A 16,982-nucleotide genomic window follows, 5' to 3' on the forward strand; every position below is an offset into this window, starting at 1 on the left:
ATCGCGATGACCGTACCCAGAAAGATTGTGAAACCCCGGCGGTGGAAAGGCGCCCTCGCCGCGGCCGTGGTGCTCGTCGCCGCCGCGGCGGTGGCGACGACGGCCTCGTCGGCGTCCGCCGCGACGATCGACACCAACGCGTCCTACGTGCTGGTCAACCGCAACAGCGGCAAGGCGCTCGACGTCTACAACCTGTCCACCGCCGACGGCGCCCGGATCACCCAGTGGACCCGCAACGACCAGGCGCAGCAGCAGTGGCAGTTCGTCAGCTCCGGCGGCGGCTACTACCGGCTGAAGTCCCGGCACTCGGGCAAGGTCCTCGACGTCTACAACCTGTCCACCGCCGACGGCGGCGCGATCGTGCAGTGGACCGACAACAACACCACCAACCAGCAGTTCAGCGTGCAGGACATCGACGGTTACATCCAGCTGATCAACCGCAACAGCGGCAAGGCCGTCGAGGTGCAGGGCGCGGCCACCACCGACGGCGCCAACATCGTCCAGTACGGCGACTGGAACGGCGCCAACCAGCAGTGGCAGCTCGTGCGCGTCGGTGGCGGGACGCCGAGCTCGCCGCCGCCGTCGGGCTCGTGCACGCTGCCGTCGACCTACCGCTGGTCGTCGACCGGCGCGCTGGCCCAGCCGCGGTCCGGCTGGGTGTCGCTCAAGGACTTCACCCACGCGCCGTACAACGGACGCCAGCTGGTCTACGCCACCACGCACGACACCGGCACGTCGTGGGGCTCGATGAACTTCGGTCTGTTCAGCAACTGGTCCGAGATGGGGTCGGCCAGCCAGAACGGGATGAACTTCGCGGCGGTCGCGCCGTCGCTGTTCTACTTCGCGCCGAAGAACATCTGGGTGCTCGCCTACCAGTGGGGCGGGCCGGCGTTCTCCTACCGCACCTCCAGCGACCCGACCAACCCGAACGGCTGGTCAGCGGCGCAGACACTGTTCACCGGCAGCATCACCGGCTCGGGCACCGGGCCGATCGACCACACCCTGATCGCCGACGGCAGCAACATGTACCTCTTCTTCGCCGGTGACAACGGCAAGATCTACCGCGCTTCGATGCCGATCGGGAACTTCCCCGGCAACTTCGGCTCCTCCTACACCACGATCATGAGCGACACCACGAACAACCTGTTCGAGGCGCCGCAGGTCTACAAGGTGCAGGGCCAGAACCAGTACCTGATGATCGTCGAGGCGATCGGCAGCCAGGGCCGCTACTTCCGGTCGTTCACGTCCACCAGCCTGAACGGCTCGTGGACGCCGCAGGCCGCCACCGAGAGCAACCCGTTCGCCGGCAAGGCCAACAGCGGCGCCACCTGGACCAACGACATCAGCCACGGTGAGCTGATCCGGGCCAGCGCCGACCAGACCATGACGATCGACCCCTGCAACCTGCAGCTGCTCTACCAGGGCCGCTCGCCGAACTCCGGCGGCGACTACGGGCTGCTGCCGTACCGCCCGGGGGTGCTCACCCTGCAGCGGTAACCGGCGGCTCGAAGACGGCCAGGGGGTTCTCGTCGTACCCCCTGGCTAGTCTTCTTCGCCGTTCCGCGGTCTCTTCCGGACGAGGGCGCGCCGTCCTGCGCCCTCCGCCCGGCGACGCGGGACGGAAGTCAGAAGCCCGGGAAGACCCGGCGCAGGTCGTCGAGCGTGATGTTGCCGGTCACCTCGACGCCGGCGGGGGTGTGCGCGGGACTCAGCCGGCCGTAGAGCAGCCGCAGCGCCGCCTCCAGCGACCCGGTGAACGTCGCGGTCACCGGCAGGTCCTCGGTCGTCAGCCGAGCGGATTCATCAACCACGATCCGGTACGGGGTACCGGCGATCTCCACCACGGCCGGCTCGGGCGCCTCCTTCGGCTTGCCGATGAACCCGAGCAGAAAGCCGAGGCCGCCGGTGAGATGCTCGGCGAGCACCGCGGCCGAGTCCGGCGCGACCGTCGCCGCCGGGTCGAGGCCGGCACGCACGTCCCAGGTGTGCTGGGCGACCTCACTGAGCCGCAGCGCCGCGAACGCCGCGAACGGCACGGGATCGGGGAGGAACGTCCGTACCCGAAGGTCCTCGTGGTCTTCCTCCGGCACCGCCTCGAGGGCCGCGACCAGCGCCTCGTCCGATGTGATCGCACCGGTGGCCTGGTCCTGCGGGGCGGTGGCGTTCCAGCGGTCCCACACGCCCTGGTTGAAGTCCGGGCCGGGCGCCTGCGCCGCGCCGACCGCCGCGCGGAAGCCGGCGAGCGTGATCTCGGCGCCACTGCCGAGGTGCGAGAGAACGTCCGCGACCGTCCACTCGGAGGCGCCGGACGGGCCGGTCAGCTGGCCGGCGGAGAGTGTCGGAACGAGGCTCGCGAGGCTGTCGTGCTCGCTGCGCAGGGCCGCGATGGTACGGCCGGCAAGGGTGCTCATGCGCCGAAGCCTACCGATCCGGTGGGCTCGTCGGGGGAGCCGTGGCGCGGAATTCGATGGTCGCGGGGCGATGAGTTCCGGGCCGTGCCCGAGTCTGATGGACCGGTGGTGCGCCACCTCATCGGTACGAATCGGACAGGCAGGAGACGTTGTGAGTGGTATCAGGGTGTTGGTGACGGGGGCGAGCATCGCCGGGCCTGCGCTGGCCCACTGGCTGCACCGGAGGGGCGCCGAGGTCACCGTGGTGGAGCGGGCGCCCGCGTTGCGCCCGGGCGGGCAGGCGGTGGACGCGCGCGGGGTGGCCAAGGACGTGATCCGGCGGATGGGGCTGGACGAGGCGGTGCGGGCGGCCCGTACCGACACCGCCGGCGCCTACACGGTGGACGCCGACGGGAAGGTGCTGGAGACCTACCGCGCGGACGACGACAGCGGCGACGGGTACATCGCGGACATCGAGATCTTGCGGGGGGATCTGTCCCAGGTGCTCTACGACGACACCCGCGACCACGTCGAGTACCTCTTCGGTGACCGGATCGCCGAGCTCACTCAGGACGCGGACGGGGTCGACGTCATCTTCGCCGGCGGCGACCGGCGGCGCTTCGACCTGGTGATCGGGGCCGACGGATTGCACTCGGCGCTGCGCGCGATGGTTTTCGGGCCGCACGAGCGGTTCGTCCGCCACCTCGGGATCGTCCTGGCCTTCTACACCGTGCCGAACGAGTTCGGCCTGGAGCGTTGGCTGATCGACTACCAGGACCAGGAGTCCGGGCGTTCCGCGGGCCTGCGGCCCCTCCCGGACGCCACCCGGGCGATGGCCATGCTCTCCTTCCCCTCCCCGGACTTCGGCATCGACCACCGCGACGTCGACGCTCAGAAGCGGCTGCTGCGCGAGCGGATGGCCGGGCTGGGCTGGCAGACCCCGCGCATCCTCGCGCATCTGGACGACACGCCGGACTTCTATCTCGACCAGGTCGCCCAGGTGGTGATGGACCGCTGGTCGAGCGGACGGGTGGGGCTGATCGGGGACGCGGCGTTCAGCTCGTCGCCGATGTCCGGGCAGGGAACCGGGCTGGCGCTGGTCGGCGCCTACCTGCTGGCCGGAGAACTGGCCGCCGCCGGATGGGAACCGGCGGCCGGATTCGCCGGATACGAGCGGCGGATGCGCTCGTTCGTCGAGGCCAACCAGGAGATCGGCCGGTTGCACGTGCGCAGCCGCGACGTCGCCGGGCCGGACTCTGAACCGAGTGCGGAGCCCGACATGGACGCCATCACCGAACTGGTCGAGCGGGCGCTCCACGGGGTCGAGCTGCCCGGCTACCCGGAGGTGCTGGACGCCCGGGCGGCGGTCGGCTGAGGAACATGCCGCCAAGCGCCTCGCCCGGCTACGGGCGAGCGTCGCCCTCCTTGCTCTGGGAGCGCTCCCATGTGACGATGTTCATCGATCTGAAACACCGGTTGCGGAAGAGGGGCGTCGCGTGCGGAGAACAGAGCGAATCCGGCGGATGGCAGGCGCCGCCACGGCAATTCTGATCGGACTCATAGTGGCCGGGTTCGCCGGCACGACCGGGGCGGCGAGCGCTGCCGCCGCCCCGGTGCGGGCCGAAGTAGCCTCCGGCTATGCCCACACCTGCGCCATCCGTACGGACGGCGGGCTCTGGTGCTGGGGCAGCAACAGCAGTGGCCAGCTCGGCGACGGCACGACCACGGCCCGGGCCACGCCGGCGCGGGTGGGTGACGCCACCTGGGTGGCCGTCGACGCCGGCACCGGCTTCACGTGCGGGATCCGTGCGGATGCCAGCCTGTGGTGCTGGGGGAGCAACACCCGGGGTCAGCTCGGCGACGGCACGACCACCCGGCGTACCGCCCCCGTGCAGATGGGCACCGCGACCGGATGGGCCACTGTCAGCACCGGCGACAGCCACACCTGCGCGGTCCGCACCGACGGGACGCTCTGGTGCTGGGGCTTCAACCGCTTCGGGCAGCTCGGTGACGGCGCCGTCGTCTACACCGCCACCGCACCGCAGCAGGTCGGCACGGCCACCAACTGGGCGAACGTGGCTACCGGCTACGCGCACACCTGCGCCACCCGTACCGACGGCGCCCTGTGGTGCTGGGGCGACAGCTCGGCCGGGCAGCTCGGCCTTGGCCTGCTCAGCTACCAGACCACCCCGGCTCAGGTCGGCGCCCTGACCAGCTGGGACACCCTGACGGCCGGTCACTTCTCCACCTGCGCCACCCGCACCGACGGCTCGCTGTGGTGCTGGGGCGAGAACGGCTACGGCCAGCTCGGCGTCACCGGCACCTACCGGACCACACCGGTGCAGGTCGGCACGGACACCGGCTGGGCAGGCGTCCGCGCCGGCCTGGACACCGTGTGCGCGGCGCGCACCGACGGTTCACTGTGGTGCTGGGGCAACAACACCGCCGGTCAGCTCGGCGACGGCAGCACCACCCACCGGTACGCCCCGGTCCGGATCGGCGCCGCCACTAACTGGACCGCCGACGTGGCGGCCGGCTTCCACAATTGCGCCTTCCGGGCCGACGACACCCTGTGGTGCTGGGGCGACAACGCCTCCGGTCAGCTCGGCGACGGCACCACCACCCCGCGCCCGGAGCCGCGACAGGTCACCCTGGCCTGACCGCTTCCGCCGATCCGGCCGGTACTCACGGGGAGCCGGCCGGACCGGCGGGTCAGCGTGCCGACGCCAGCCGCTCGTGAAGCAGGCGCAGGGACCGGTCGCGGAAGCCTGGCAAGTCGTTCTCGACGCCGTGCAGCACGTCATTGGCCGGGTCCGCGAGCGACCAGAACCGTAGCTTGGCGACCAGGCGGTCGGAGAGTGGCCGGCCGCGGTGCTCCTGGACCCGCCGGACGAAGGCGGGCCCCGCCCCGGCGAACAGGTAGCTGAGGTCGTAGTCCGGGTCACCGATCGCCACGTCACCGAAATCGATCAGGCCACTGATGCGGGCATCGGTGACCAGCAGATGGTCGACGGCGACGTCGGCGTGGACGAGCGTCGGGGCGAAATCGAAGTTGGCGTCGTCGGCGAGGTAGTCCTCCCAGACGGACAGCAGGGTGCGTGCCGCCTGCGGCGTCAACAGCGGAACCAGATCGGTGCGGACCTGCTCCAGGTCGTCGGTGAAGTCGCCACGCAGGTTCCACTCCGGCACGCCGCAGTCGCGGGCCTGCGCCACCGGGAACGCGTGGATGGCGTCGATCAGGCCGGCGACCTGGAAGGGCTGAGCCGTTCCGGCACCCTCGGGCGTTTCCAGGGCCGGCGAGAGGGCGTTCTTGGGCGGGCGGCCAGCGCATGCGAACAGGAGTCGCGTGAGCCCATCGCCTTCCGCGACATCGATGTGTCGCCCGTTATGCCCGCTGTTTGCTCGCGGTTGCTGCCGGAACGAGGTTGAGGGCACACGATCCGGTCGCGGAACGCGGACAGGAGCGCACTGAAGCCCGCGCCAGCGTGGATGAGAGCACACCGAAGCCGTCCGTGTGCCTGCGTCTCGGCTATGGCGTAGGCGCGGGACCACGATGGCGTTGTGTGCGACCTCATCCACGTCGAGCCCTCGATCTTTGACGCTTCGCGGGCCCCGAGCGGCGTTGTTGATCAGCCAGCGTCGGGACATCGCGGTGACAGCCCCATGATCACAGCGATTTCCGGCCGCTGGAGGATCAACATCTCGTGAGCCCTCATCTTGCATGCCCGCAGCGTAGTGATCACCATCCTGGACGGTCGCACGATGGCCGCCATGGATGTCAAGCCTCGCTGCTCCTGACGCCGGGAACGCACGCGCGATTCACGAGGCCCCGTGCATTCGCATGTCGCCGGCATCCGGGTGGGCGACGAGGGCCGCGTCTGCGCATACGCTGCCGGGGTGCAGATCGACCTGGTTGCTCTGATCGTTGACGAGTACGACCCTGCCATCGAGTTCTTCACCGGCATACTCGGATTCGACCTCGTCGAGGACGTGCCGTCGCTCACCAACGACGGGCGCCCCAAACGCTGGGTGGTCGTCCGCCCTCCCGGCGCGCAAACCGGCATCCTTCTCGCCCGGGCAGACGGGGACCGCCAGGCTGACGCGGTTGGTGACCAGGCAGCCGGCCGAGTGGGATTCTTCCTTCACGTCGATGACTTCGACGCCGCGTATCAGCGGATGACGGAGGCCGGCGTCACGTTCGTTCGTGAGCCGCGCACCGAACCATACGGCCGGGTCGCGGTCTTCCTCGACATCGCCGGTAACCGGTGGGACCTCCTCGGGCCCCGCGAAGCCGAACGGTATGAAACGTCGCCCAGATGATGGCCGAGCCAGGGCTCCATCGCTCGCTACAACGACTCAGCCATTTACAGCTCAGCGGCCGCAGTCAGGTCTTGCTCGACGAGCTGCACCTGCCGTGCGTCGATCTTCCCGGGAAAGTAGCGGAAGCCCTCCGGCGAGGTCTGAAGCAGGTCCAACTCGACGCCCTCGACAGCCCAGATATCCACCGGGCCTCCGGTGTTGTTGAGCCGGATGAACCAATCGGCCTCCCACCGCTCGGCGCAGAGGAAAACACCCTCGACTTCGGGACGCCTGCTACCCGCGATCCCGGGTGCCGCACCCATGCGGGTCCAGTCCAATCCAAATCTCCTGATGGACTCCCGATTGCGCACGGATGAGACGTGATGAAGGCGCGGCATGGCGAGAATCTACCGCCTACGTGTCAACCGTCAGATCTTACGGCGTCACTTCAGCGGGTCCCAGGAACCGAACCAGCGGCGCAGCGATTTCGCCAGGTGGCGGTGCTCGGATGCCCACACGTCGTCGAAGAGGAACAGCTGCAGGTAACCGAATTCGTCGTCCATGTGGAGCACCGCCTGCGCCAGGTGTTCGGCGACCTCGACCCGGCTGAGTGCGGGCCGGCGTTCGCCGAGCGGACCGGGAATGACCTCCTGGCCCGCGCCCCGGGCCGTCACCGACCGGACGACCCCGTACGCATCCTCGTGATCACCGTCCATGCCGTGCAGGTCGGGCGCCTCATCGTCCCAGGCACCCCATCGGTTCATCCGGTCCAGGGCCGCGGCGAGGTCGTCGTCGGGGCCGATGCAGCCGCGCAGCAGGGTCAGCTCCTCGGGCCAGTTGTCCGCGGCACGGAGCCAGCCGGCCAGTTGCGGGAGCCGGACGCCGGGAACGCGGATCACCGTGCCCGGCGTGTCCCAGTCGGCGGCGAGGATCTGCGATATCGCGATCGTGGTGACCGGTTCGTCGTGGCCGGCGGTGGCGGCGGTGCGCGCGGGCAGCGGCCACTGTCCGTGGATCGGGTAGGCAAGCCGTGCCGGGCGCTCGTCGACGAGTAGATGATCGAGGAAGAAGTAGGCCAGGGGCACCTCGTCGTCGTCGGTCAGGGCCTGGACGCTGTGGTCGTCGACTCTCACCCGCCCTTCCACGTACAGATGCTTCTTCAGGTATTTGCGCAGCTCGGCCACGGTCTTCGGCTTGGGCAGGGAGCGCTTGTCCGCCTCGTCGAAGATGCTGTCCAGGCCGTAGACGTCGACGCCCAGCTCCGCCTGCAGCCAGGCGTGCGGGTCGGGGGTCGCCTCGTCCCAGGCACGGCGGAACCAGTCGAGCACCGACGCGTCGGGGAGCTCGCGGACGTGTTTGCCGAGCATGCCGTGGTACGGCGACCGATAGACGAACCAGACCATGCGGCTCATCCTGCACCCCCGGTACGACAAACTTGTGAGCCGCCGCGTCGCCGTGACGAGGTTCGGCGTCGGGACGTTCGTCGAGCGGGCACCTGGTCGCGGCACTTCCTCCGAGGCACCGCACCGTCAACCGTTGGAGCGGGTCGCGGTGCCGCCGCACTCAGCCGGCGGCGGTCTCGATATTGCTGATCATCCGCCTCATGACTTTGAGCGCGACGACGTATTCCTCGTCCGAAATGCCTTCGTGAATTTCCGCTCGCAAGCCCGTTACCAGCTCCTTGATCCGATCGCGAGCGGCCCGGCCGGCGTCGGTCAGATGGAGCCGTTGTGCCTCGTCCGGCTCGACCCACCCTCGGTGCAGCAACTGATCGACGGCACGAGGGACATCATGCGGCGTCTCTGCGACATCGGTCAGCTTCGCTGTGATGGCCGCCCGAGTGGGGTCGGCGCCGATGCTCACCTGGGTGAGTACCCACCACTGCGGCTGGGTCACGTCGATGCCGGCCATCGCGTCACGGAGTCGATTGACGACGGCCTTGTGCGCCGCGCCGCTCCAATACCCGACTGGCTGCGCGGCAAGAGCGTCGTCTGCGACCGAAGGATCGGCAGTCGCGGGCACGGTACTCGAACTCATTCTCCGGCCTCCACCGTGGATAGATGATCTCAGCGAATCCAACTGCCCACCGCGCGGCGGGGCGAATCATGGATGACGCTTCCCGGCGTCCGGATCGCCCCGGCGCCAGGCGGTCGGCTGCGGAAGGTAAACGGCGAGTTCAGCTTGCCGTTCACCCTCCGCGGCCGCGAGCCGGCATGGCCGAAGCCGTACCCACTACGTCACTGAGGGCCACTACAGCCGGGGGTCGGCGGGAGATGCCTCGGGCTGGTCGAGACGGCTACCACGCGCGTTCTCTGCGGCGGATGAGTGCGCCTTGCAGCACCCGCTGAGTACGCCGCGTGGCGCTCGCCGGGACTCCGTGCTCTCACTGCGGGGCCGTCACCGCAAGATCTGGCCGACCAGCTTCGCGGGTGGCTCGCCGTCAAACCAAGTTGGGCATGGGCCGTCTCAATGCCCTGAGGCTGCCGAGCAGCCGCAGGGAGATGGCCTTGTGCACGTGTGAATGCCTTGTCGGCATTACAGGATGCCCGCGCCTACCGTGGAGAAGGTTGGGCTTTCGATCACCTCGGAGGCGGGCGGCGCCTCGATGTTCACCGGCAGGCCGTAGTCGGAGAACTCGATCACGAATAAGTTGTCGACAGACTGCCCGAACCCACTGCTCACACGCGTGAGCCGCCCCGCGGCGTCCATCTCGGCCGCGAAATGCCCATCCGGGGACTCCTGTCGGATTGTGGTGCCCCGGAACGAGTGTTCACCGGCCCGGGTGACCTTCGTCCCCTGCGTCACCGTGCCGCGCGGCAGCTTCCAGGGAAAACCTGCCTGGAAGGTGGTAGTCGTCTCGATGTTGAACGCCGTCTGCTTGATCCACTTGTTGAGGTCTTCCTGACGGAAGAACAGATCCTCGCGGGTGGGCATCCGCAATACCTTGACCCAAACGTCGTCGCCGACGCGCCGGACCACAAATCCCTCGGCGGTGACCTCGTAGTTGCCGGTGGCCGCGTCCACCACCCCGGTGAGCCTCGTCTCCGACGGCTGGTCGCCGAGGGTGAAGACGATCCGCGCGGACTGCGTGCCCAGCTTCCCGGCGCCCACGGCGAGGGCCGCCTTCGGATCGGCAGGCAGCGACACGCTGACCGTCGCCTCCGGCTGCTCGACATCGCCCGGCGTCTGAGCGCATCCCGCCATGCTCAGAGCCAGAATGACCAGCCCGCCGACAATCAACCGCATAGCCTGTGCGCCCCCGCTTCGATCTTCAGCCGCAGAAGTAAACCACGATCCGACTGTCCGTTGTCGGCGGGGACAGTCAGCTACGGGCCGGGCACCTGGGACGGCACGCCGGAGTCGTTCGGCGCGTTGATGACGATCACCCCACGCGAGCTATCAGCGGCAGATGAGCGAACCCGGCGGGCCACCGCCCTGGCGATGTTCGTTGCCTTGACACCGACGGCAACCTTTAGCGTGCCTACCGTCCTTACCTGCTAGGCGATGGGGATCGGTTTTGAAGTTCGCTATCAGTTACAGCACTGCTTCGTTAGGCGTGGATCCCACGCATATGATCGCCTTTGCGCGTCACGCGGAAGCGTGCGGCTTTGAAGCGCTGTACATGCCCGAGCATGTGGCGCTTCACCGCGGCGCGATGCTCGGCTCGATGGAGTTGCCGTCAGATCTGCCGTTGGTCGACCCGCTCGACGCACTGAGTTTCGTAGCGGCCGCGACCAGCCGCATCCTGCTCGGTACCGGGGTGCTGCTGTTGCCGTACCAGCATCCGGTCGTGCTGGCGAAGCGCCTCGCCACGATCGACGTGCTCTCCCGGGGGCGGATGCGCTTGCTGACGGTCGGATTGGGGAGCCTTCCCGGGGAGGCACGAGCGGTTGGTGTCGACTTTCGCTCCCGGGGTCGGCGTGCCGACGAGGCTATCGACGTGCTGCGGCTGCTGTGGTCCGGTGGTGCGGAAGGCGTCAGCTTCCACGGCGAATTCTTCGACTTCGACGATCTGTGCAGTTTCCCGAAGCCGTACGGTGTGACCACCCTGCCGATTCATGTCGGCGGGTCGAGCCTGGCCGCCGCCCGCCGGGCGGGGCAGCGGGGTGACGGCTACTTTCCGGGCGGGATGCTGAGTCCGCAGGAGCGAGCCGCCCAGCTCGATCTGGCCCGGTCCGAAGCTGCGGCGGCCGGGCGTGACCCAGGCGCGCTGGAATATACAAGGTGGGCATCGATTTCGATGACGCGAGAGCGAGCGGAGGCACTGGCCGTAGAGGGTGTTACCCGGGTGGTCGTCAATGTGGCATCGACAGACCACGCCGAACAGCAGGACGAGATGTCAGCGCTGGCCGAGCGCTTTGAAATGCGGCTGCCCAGTCAGTCTTGATCACGGTCATCGGCGTCCGTGTGAACACACTCTCATCGGCCAGAAAGAGGACGCCGCACGGCCGTCGACTCAAGCGAGCCGTATGGCTCGCGGGCGTGCAGGGTGCCGGCCTGCCGGTTGCCGGTAGTTCGCTTTCACGGAGCCCAGTCCGATCGATTACCTTGGATGCGTGGACGCCAGGACAGCGATCTCCCTCATCTCCATCGCCATCTCCGTCGTCTCGCTGATCGTCTCCGGGACGCTCGCGCTCCGGCAGACGCGGACCACGATGGACGGCTACGCCCTGCCGGTCGTGCTCCAGGTCTTCAGCCGGTTCCGAACCCAGGAGTTCTTCGACGCCCAACAGTTCATCTTCGACAAACTTCCCCGGCAACCGGTCCAGCCGTACACGGACCTGCCGTTGGAGGTCCGGTCCCAATTGCGCATGGTGGGCGGTCTCTACGACGACCTCGGCAAGCTCGTCGCGCACGGCATCGTCAAGGAGGAGCTGATCATCGGCTCGAACGGCTCCCAGGCCCGACGCATCTGGGAGGCGATCGAGCCCTTCGTGCGCGCCGAACGCGACAAGCGCAACAGCAACCTGTGGATCTATCTGGAGGATCTGGCGTACCGCACTACCCGGAAACCGCCGGCCACCATCCACGAGAAGCTCAAACTGCACCCGTACGCTGGACCAGCGCACACGTCCCGTCCAGCGCCGCCCGAGTCCTCCGCGACGCCACGACCTCGCACGGAGCAGCAGCCGAACTAGCGGGCGGGAGGAGGGACGAGGGCGGCCCGCCGGAACCGAAACACTCTGCGTGCCCCACTCAGCGTGCGCGTTCGCGGCGGCAACGCGGCTCAAGCTACGCAGCCCTCGACGGGCACGGTCTCCGCGACACAGGCGCGGTTGACCGCGCCTTTCACCAGGCACACCCCGAGACCGAGCTCGACCTGATGAAACTGTTCGACGTCGAAACGGCCGTCGCCGGCCCCAACCTCGGCGCCGACGCGCTGCTCGACACCGTCGCCGACACCCCGGCCCTGGCCACCTTCATCGGCGCGCACACCCGCCTGGTCTAGCCCGCCGGCCACGGCCTGCGACGCATCCCGGTGACCGGCCCCACCCCGGTCTACCCGCATTCGCTGCTCCGGCACCGCGACAACCGCCACCCCGCCCTGGCTGCCCTGCGCGACCACCTCGCCGCCACGAAGACCGGCGTGTCCCGGACGTAGGCACGGGATAGACGCGGACGAGACGACTACGCCAGACTGCTGCGATGCCCGCCGACTACACCAACAGTGAGCAGTTCCGTGGTGCCCGCATCCACCTGTCCGACCTGGCCGGCCTGGAGATCCGCGACTGCGAGGTCACCGGCCTGAAGATCGTCGACTGTTACGGCAGCGACGTCTACCTCGGCGGTGACTTCACCCGACTCGTCGTCAACGACGTCGACGTGACCGCCTACGTCGAAGCCGAACTCGACCGGCAGCACCCGGCCAGGGTGCTGGCCCGCGACGCCACGACCCCCGACGACTACCGGGCCGCCTGCCAGGCCGTCGAAACACAGTGGGCGGCGACCCTGGAGCGCGCCCGGCAGCTGCCCGAAGCCACCCTGCACGAGCGGGTCAACGGCGAATGGTCATTCGTCGAAACGCACCGGCACCTGCTGTTCGCCGGCGACGCCTGGCTCGGCAACGCCGTCCTCGAAGAGCCGGCGCCGTACCACCCGCTGGGCCTGCCGGCCGGCGGGACGCCGCCCGAGGAGGCGGCGAAACTCGGGCTCACCCTCGACGCCACCCCCACCCTCGACGAGGTGCTCGCGCCGCGGCGCGCCCGGATGGCAACGCTGCGCGCCATCGTCGACGGGCTCACCGAGACCGACCTCGACCGGGTGTGCGCCCGCAAGCCGGGCGACCTGTACCCCGACCGGGAATACGTCGTACGCCGCTGCCTCAGCGTGGTGTTGAAGGAGGAAGCCGAACACCACCGCTACGCGGTCCGCGACCTGGCGGCGCTGCAGGCCGGCACGGGGTAGGCCAGAACCCGAACGAGGTGAACGGCTGCGGATCGACGCGGAAGATGCGGGCGAGCTCGGCCACCACACCGGGCCGGTGCGCCCTGATCTGTCCGGCCCAGGCCAGCACGGCGGCCGACCTGCCACCGGAGATACAACGACCCCCGACACCGCCATCGTCAGATCCGGCCGTCCATCCGTACGCTCGCAGGTCGCCCCGGCGGGGGAGACCGCCAGCCACCACACGCCGACGTTGCGTGGGCACAAGGCGTCCGCCGCGTCGCGGTGCACCAGGTACCGCGTCGGTCCGTCCGTGCCGGCAGCCTCGTCCGACAGACCCGCCCACCGATCCGGCTGCGCGGTCAGCTCACCGACCTGGCCGAGCCGAACCTGCTCGTGGATCTGCGGCCAGGCTCGGCGAGCCGTCGCGGCGTCCACCAGCTCCAGGGCACTGGCGGCCGGTATCCGCCCGCCGCCTTCGCAGCGCCCGGTCCTCACAAACCCGCGCCTGCAGCGCGGGCAGGGCGCGAGAACTCACTCCCGCCCAGGCTTTTTCCAAGACGCTACGGCTGGGCGCCGTCGCCGGCGGCGCGGTTCACCCGGTCGTGACGGCCGCCGTGGGTGGCCGGTCGTCGTCGCGGCGTCACCTGAACACGAACAAGTCCCACGGTATCGGAGGTGCCGTATTCCATGACCAGCGCCGTGATCGTGCCGTTCCTTTCGGTCCGCAAGAGGGTCGCATGCTCGCGATACAGGTCGACCACGACACGGTCTGCTCTCCGGTGACGGACACGGACACTGTCATCCGTAACATCCCACGTGATGTGAAGCTCCTCCGCCACGTCCGTCGAGATTCGGAGTTCCCTGACGTACTCGTCGCCCGAGACCTCCTCTGTCTGGGGCACCACACCGAAGGCGTCCAGCCATGCCGCGTCGTCGGCGACTTCAAGTCCAGGCACCCTCGCACCATAGAGGCACACACCGAGAAGACGCTCCTTTGGCTCCCCGATCAGCCCATCCACAGCGAGACATCGCCCGCTGGCAGGCGGGCGATCGGATTGCGGCCAGATCAGTACGCCGCTTGTCGGCCGTCGAGTTGCGATTCAATTCGATTCGGAAGCCACAGCGCGACTTTCGAAGTCCGCAGCAATGCGGGCACTTTTCGGCCGATGCAGCCCCAGATTTTGTGCAGCCTCTCGCATCAGCGCGAGAGCGCCGGGCCGGTGGGAGGGTGATTCGGTAGGCCAGGTCGCGGACCCAGGTCGGTAGCAAACTACCCTTCCGGCATGAGTACATGCGATTGCGGCGGGCCGCGACAAGACATGGATGTTCGATAGTGACTGGCCCTTGGCTCGATGCCGACCCTGTGCACGACGATCTTCGCGCCGCTAAGACGCTGGTTTATGACCCATCCGGCCTCATCTGCTCTCGCCCTTTGCCCGAGCGGGAGAGTGCTGACTACTGCGCACATTCCTTCCTGGTCAACGGTTTGTCCGTCAGGTTCCGTACGGGCAAGACAACACCGACGAAGGTCGGGCAGTTCGTTACGCTATGGGTGAGGTCGGAAAGTGGCCCGATTCGGCCCCTCGACGCCGCTGATGCTGTCGACCTGGTGGTGATCAGCACCAGGGACACCCGACACCCCGGTCAGTTCGTCTTTCCGCTGGAGGCGCTCTGCGAACGCGGTATCGTCTCGAGCAATCATTCAGGTGGTAAGCGCGGATTCCGCGTATATCCGCCCGGCGTCACCGCGACGAGTCGTCAGGCCATCCACACGCAAGCATGGCAGCTGGGCTACTTTCTGCCCGTGAACGACGGCATGCCGCTCGACATCACCCGGGCCCGAGAGTTGTACGGCGTGGCGAATCGGCTACCGGCAGGTCATTGACGGCATGGCGCAGGCTCACGCGACGACTTTCCGCACATCGGCACGACAGGACGCTGGTAAGCGGCGGCCAACCAGCACGCCGGACGACGAGGGCCAGCCCGAGCGCGGACAGCGGCAGAACAATGAACGCCGTATGGGTTCCAAGATTGCTTATCCTGTTACGAGATTCTTGCAGACCGCGGATGGGTGGCGATCATGACCAGGGCTCATGTGAGGTATTAGTGATTTCTGTTGGCCGGTTTCCGGTGGGGCGGCGACAATGGGTTCATGGCGCAGCTTTCTTTATTTCCCGTGAGGCATCTGCGGGATCCTGCTGCGCGTCGCAATTATTCTCCGGAGGGGGAGCGGTTCCGGCGTGAGCACGAGCGGCATCGCGCGTGGGGCCTTGTGCAGCGGCACGCTCGGCGGCTGCGTCAGTTGCGTGATCAGATGGAGGCTCCGGCTGCCGCGGAGCCGGCACTACAAGCCCCGGCGTTGCCGGCACCACAAGCCCCGGCGTTGCCGGCCACCCCGGCGTCGTGCGAGCCGCCGCCGCACGCAGCTGGTGCTTCGTGCCTTGCTCCGGCTTCGTCCGTGGCTGAGGCATCGTCCGTGGCTGGCACATCGCCGGAGGCTCCCGCATGGCCCGTGGCTCGGGCACCGTCTGTGGCTCGCGCATCGTCGGTAGTTGGGGCTTCGTCCGTGGCTGGCGCTCCCTCCGGAGGTCAGGTGCAGTCTGCGACCGTGTCAGCGACCGCGCGTCAAACATCGACGGCTGATGAGCCGGCTGCCGAGGCGGAGACGCTGACCGCGGATCGGGCAACGGCGCTCAAGCGCTCGCGCCGGGTGCCGGCGCCAATGGTTCAAGATCTCCGACGCAAAATGATCGGCCGGTTTCCCGAACTCATGGAAGGGCTGCTGTTCACGCGCGGTAAGCGCCGGAAAGGGAACGGTCCGAAGAATGGCAGAGGTCCGCCGTGCAGCGGAACCGAAAAATAACACCGGAGCCTGCCGCGATCTCCGGACACCGACTGCGTAAGCCTTCGCGGGAATAACGCATTCACATCGGCAAAGGAGTGCTTCCGCCGGCCGGGGGAAACGATGCGCATGGTGTGCGCGGTGTTGGCAGCGGGCATGCCCGCCCGCCCGGCCGGGCCCGGCCCGTCCCGTCCCGGCCCGGCCCGTCCCGGCCGTCAGCCGTCGTCGCCGGCTGTGGACAAAAGGTCGTGCAGGTGCGCCACGCACTCCGCGACCTCCGGCAGAGCCGCGCTGTGCCCCAGCGAGCGCGGCCTCGCGATCCCCACGTCGAGCACCTTGCGGACCCGGCCCGGCCTCGGGGTGAGCACGACGACCCGGTCGGCGAGGAGGACCGCCTCCTGGATCGAGTGGGTGACGAAGACCGTCGTCGCCGGGCGGGCCAGGTGCAGCGCCTGTAGCTGGGCGGCCATGTCCTCGCGGGTCAGCGCGTCGAGCGCGGAGAACGGCTCGTCCATCAGCAGCACCCGGGGCTGCTGGATCAGGGCTCGGCACAGAGCTACCCGCTGCTGCATCCCGCCGGACAGCTCGTACGGATGGCGGTGTTGGAAGTCGGCGAGGCCGACGGCCTCGAGCAGTTCGCGGGCTCGGGTGGCGCCGTCGGCGCGCGGCAGCCGGGCGATCTCGACGGGGAGCAGGACGTTGCCGAGGGCGGTGCGCCACGGCAACAGTGCCGGCTGTTGCTGCATCAGCGCCACCTCGCGGCTCGGCGCGCGGACCGGGTGGCCGGCGACGGTGATGGTGCCCGCGGTGGGTTCGAGCAGGCCGGCGATCAGGCGGAGCAGGGTGGACTTGCCGCAGCCGGAGCGGCCGATGACGGCGACGAACTCTCCTTCCGCGACGGTCAGGTCGATCTCGTGGAGGGCGATGACGTCGCCGGACCGGGTCGGGAAGGTGCGCGACACCCGGTCCAGCGCGATCATCCGCTGGTCGCCCGCGCCCATGGCACGCGCGATCATCCGGGGTCGCCCGGGCCCATGGCACGCGCGATCATCCGGGGTCGCCCG

The 16,982-nt window shown here is 68.7% G+C and carries 18 protein-coding genes; 10 read left to right on the plus strand and 8 right to left on the minus strand.

All coding sequences use genetic code 11. From position 1 onward, the window contains the following. The first annotated feature begins 6 nt into the window (after positions 1 to 6). A complete protein-coding gene (locus tag AB0F72_RS30465; protein ID WP_360438186.1) occupies positions 7 to 1,497 on the plus strand; it encodes a non-reducing end alpha-L-arabinofuranosidase family hydrolase in 1,491 nt (496 codons plus the stop codon). Between the two features lie 128 nt (positions 1,498 to 1,625). Here the strand turns inward: AB0F72_RS30465 and AB0F72_RS30470 are convergent, their stop codons facing one another. Then, entirely contained in the window at positions 1,626 to 2,411 is a 786-nt protein-coding gene (locus tag AB0F72_RS30470) for a maleylpyruvate isomerase family mycothiol-dependent enzyme (protein WP_360438190.1), read from the minus strand. A gap of 172 nt (positions 2,412 to 2,583) precedes the next feature. Here AB0F72_RS30470 and AB0F72_RS30475 point away from each other — a divergent pair, with 172 nt between their 5' ends. Both AB0F72_RS30475 and AB0F72_RS30480 read left to right on the plus strand, forming a co-directional pair. Next, positions 2,584 to 3,765 (plus strand): FAD-dependent monooxygenase, encoded by a 1,182-nt coding sequence (locus tag AB0F72_RS30475; protein WP_360438193.1) that lies wholly within the window; start codon positions 2,584 to 2,586, stop codon positions 3,763 to 3,765. A 148-nt stretch (positions 3,766 to 3,913) separates the two neighbouring features. Beyond that, the gene (locus AB0F72_RS30480) at positions 3,914 to 5,050 is read left to right on the plus strand and encodes a hypothetical protein (protein ID WP_360438196.1); all 1,137 of its coding nucleotides are present in this window, start codon (positions 3,914 to 3,916) and stop codon (positions 5,048 to 5,050) included. Between the two features lie 52 nt (positions 5,051 to 5,102). Here AB0F72_RS30480 and AB0F72_RS30485 read toward each other — a convergent pair whose 3' ends face one another. Then, positions 5,103 to 6,113 carry a phosphotransferase gene (locus AB0F72_RS30485; RefSeq protein WP_360438199.1) on the minus strand — a complete coding sequence of 337 codons (1,011 nt, stop codon included), beginning with the start codon at positions 6,111 to 6,113 and terminating at the stop codon, positions 5,103 to 5,105. Between the two features lie 174 nt (positions 6,114 to 6,287). On the opposite strand from AB0F72_RS30485, the gene AB0F72_RS30490 reads away from it, so the two are divergent. Continuing rightward, positions 6,288 to 6,710, plus strand: coding sequence for a VOC family protein (locus AB0F72_RS30490; protein ID WP_360438202.1), 423 nt, complete (start codon positions 6,288 to 6,290; stop codon positions 6,708 to 6,710). A 44-nt stretch (positions 6,711 to 6,754) separates the two neighbouring features. On the opposite strand, the gene AB0F72_RS30495 is transcribed toward AB0F72_RS30490, so the two are convergent. The 4 genes from AB0F72_RS30495 to AB0F72_RS30510 form a co-directional block, all read right to left on the minus strand. Next, positions 6,755 to 7,027 carry a hypothetical protein gene (locus tag AB0F72_RS30495; protein WP_360438204.1) on the minus strand — a complete coding sequence of 91 codons (273 nt, stop codon included), beginning with the start codon at positions 7,025 to 7,027 and terminating at the stop codon, positions 6,755 to 6,757. A gap of 105 nt (positions 7,028 to 7,132) precedes the next feature. Next, entirely contained in the window at positions 7,133 to 8,101 is a 969-nt protein-coding gene (locus tag AB0F72_RS30500) for a hypothetical protein (protein WP_360438207.1), read from the minus strand. Positions 8,102 to 8,252: 151 nt separating this feature from the next. Further along, complete coding sequence (locus AB0F72_RS30505; protein ID WP_360438210.1) at positions 8,253 to 8,726, minus strand: MarR family winged helix-turn-helix transcriptional regulator; 474 nt, start codon at positions 8,724 to 8,726, stop codon at positions 8,253 to 8,255. Positions 8,727 to 9,224: 498 nt separating this feature from the next. Next, positions 9,225 to 9,935, minus strand: coding sequence for a hypothetical protein (locus tag AB0F72_RS30510; protein ID WP_360438213.1), 711 nt, complete (start codon positions 9,933 to 9,935; stop codon positions 9,225 to 9,227). Between the two features lie 271 nt (positions 9,936 to 10,206). Here AB0F72_RS30510 and AB0F72_RS30515 point away from each other — a divergent pair, with 271 nt between their 5' ends. The 5 genes from AB0F72_RS30515 (at position 10,207) to AB0F72_RS30535 (ending at position 13,094) form a co-directional block, all read left to right on the plus strand. Then, positions 10,207 to 11,076, plus strand: a complete 870-nt coding sequence (locus AB0F72_RS30515) for an LLM class F420-dependent oxidoreductase (RefSeq protein WP_360438216.1) — start codon at positions 10,207 to 10,209, stop codon at positions 11,074 to 11,076. Positions 11,077 to 11,245: 169 nt separating this feature from the next. Beyond that, a complete protein-coding gene (locus AB0F72_RS30520) occupies positions 11,246 to 11,827 on the plus strand; it encodes a hypothetical protein (protein ID WP_360438218.1) in 582 nt (193 codons plus the stop codon). A gap of 185 nt (positions 11,828 to 12,012) precedes the next feature. After that, positions 12,013 to 12,138 carry a hypothetical protein gene (locus AB0F72_RS30525; RefSeq protein WP_360438221.1) on the plus strand — a complete coding sequence of 42 codons (126 nt, stop codon included), beginning with the start codon at positions 12,013 to 12,015 and terminating at the stop codon, positions 12,136 to 12,138. Between the two features lie 30 nt (positions 12,139 to 12,168). Then, positions 12,169 to 12,291, plus strand: coding sequence for a hypothetical protein (locus tag AB0F72_RS30530; RefSeq protein ID WP_360438224.1), 123 nt, complete (start codon positions 12,169 to 12,171; stop codon positions 12,289 to 12,291). Positions 12,292 to 12,335: 44 nt separating this feature from the next. Then, on the plus strand, positions 12,336 to 13,094 hold the full coding sequence (locus tag AB0F72_RS30535; protein ID WP_360438226.1) for a DinB family protein: 759 nt from the start codon (positions 12,336 to 12,338) through the stop codon (positions 13,092 to 13,094). A gap of 542 nt (positions 13,095 to 13,636) precedes the next feature. On the opposite strand, the gene AB0F72_RS30540 is transcribed toward AB0F72_RS30535, so the two are convergent. After that, a complete protein-coding gene (locus AB0F72_RS30540) occupies positions 13,637 to 14,095 on the minus strand; it encodes a hypothetical protein (protein WP_360438229.1) in 459 nt (152 codons plus the stop codon). A 344-nt stretch (positions 14,096 to 14,439) separates the two neighbouring features. On the opposite strand from AB0F72_RS30540, the gene AB0F72_RS30545 reads away from it, so the two are divergent. Beyond that, on the plus strand, positions 14,440 to 14,961 hold the full coding sequence (locus AB0F72_RS30545; RefSeq protein WP_360438232.1) for a MepB family protein: 522 nt from the start codon (positions 14,440 to 14,442) through the stop codon (positions 14,959 to 14,961). A 1,172-nt stretch (positions 14,962 to 16,133) separates the two neighbouring features. Here the strand turns inward: AB0F72_RS30545 and AB0F72_RS30550 are convergent. Beyond that, positions 16,134 to 16,898 (minus strand): ABC transporter ATP-binding protein, encoded by a 765-nt coding sequence (locus tag AB0F72_RS30550; RefSeq protein ID WP_360438312.1) that lies wholly within the window; start codon positions 16,896 to 16,898, stop codon positions 16,134 to 16,136. Positions 16,899 to 16,982: the final 84 nt, after the last annotated feature.

Origin of the sequence: Actinoplanes sp. NPDC023936, from assembly GCF_040639325.1 — a bacterium.
Classification (GTDB): domain Bacteria; phylum Actinomycetota; class Actinomycetes; order Mycobacteriales; family Micromonosporaceae; genus Actinoplanes.

What these genes read in the sequence shown, in the direction of transcription:
- AB0F72_RS30465 (WP_360438186.1), top strand. Translation starts at nt 7, where the DNA reads ATGACCGTACCCAGAAAGATTGTGAAACCCCGGCGGTGGAAAGGCGCC.
- AB0F72_RS30470 (WP_360438190.1), bottom strand. Translation starts at nt 2,411, where the DNA reads ATGAGCACCCTTGCCGGCCGTACCATCGCGGCCCTGCGCAGCGAGCAC.
- AB0F72_RS30480 (WP_360438196.1), top strand. Translation starts at nt 3,914, where the DNA reads ATGGCAGGCGCCGCCACGGCAATTCTGATCGGACTCATAGTGGCCGGG.
- AB0F72_RS30485 (WP_360438199.1), bottom strand. Translation starts at nt 6,113, where the DNA reads ATGCAAGATGAGGGCTCACGAGATGTTGATCCTCCAGCGGCCGGAAAT.
- AB0F72_RS30500 (WP_360438207.1), bottom strand. Translation starts at nt 8,101, where the DNA reads ATGAGCCGCATGGTCTGGTTCGTCTATCGGTCGCCGTACCACGGCATG.
- AB0F72_RS30505 (WP_360438210.1), bottom strand. Translation starts at nt 8,726, where the DNA reads ATGAGTTCGAGTACCGTGCCCGCGACTGCCGATCCTTCGGTCGCAGAC.
- AB0F72_RS30510 (WP_360438213.1), bottom strand. Translation starts at nt 9,935, where the DNA reads ATGCGGTTGATTGTCGGCGGGCTGGTCATTCTGGCTCTGAGCATGGCG.
- AB0F72_RS30525 (WP_360438221.1), top strand. Translation starts at nt 12,013, where the DNA reads ATGAAACTGTTCGACGTCGAAACGGCCGTCGCCGGCCCCAACCTCGGC.
- AB0F72_RS30535 (WP_360438226.1), top strand. Translation starts at nt 12,336, where the DNA reads ATGCCCGCCGACTACACCAACAGTGAGCAGTTCCGTGGTGCCCGCATC.
- AB0F72_RS30550 (WP_360438312.1), bottom strand. Translation starts at nt 16,898, where the DNA reads ATGATCGCGCTGGACCGGGTGTCGCGCACCTTCCCGACCCGGTCCGGC.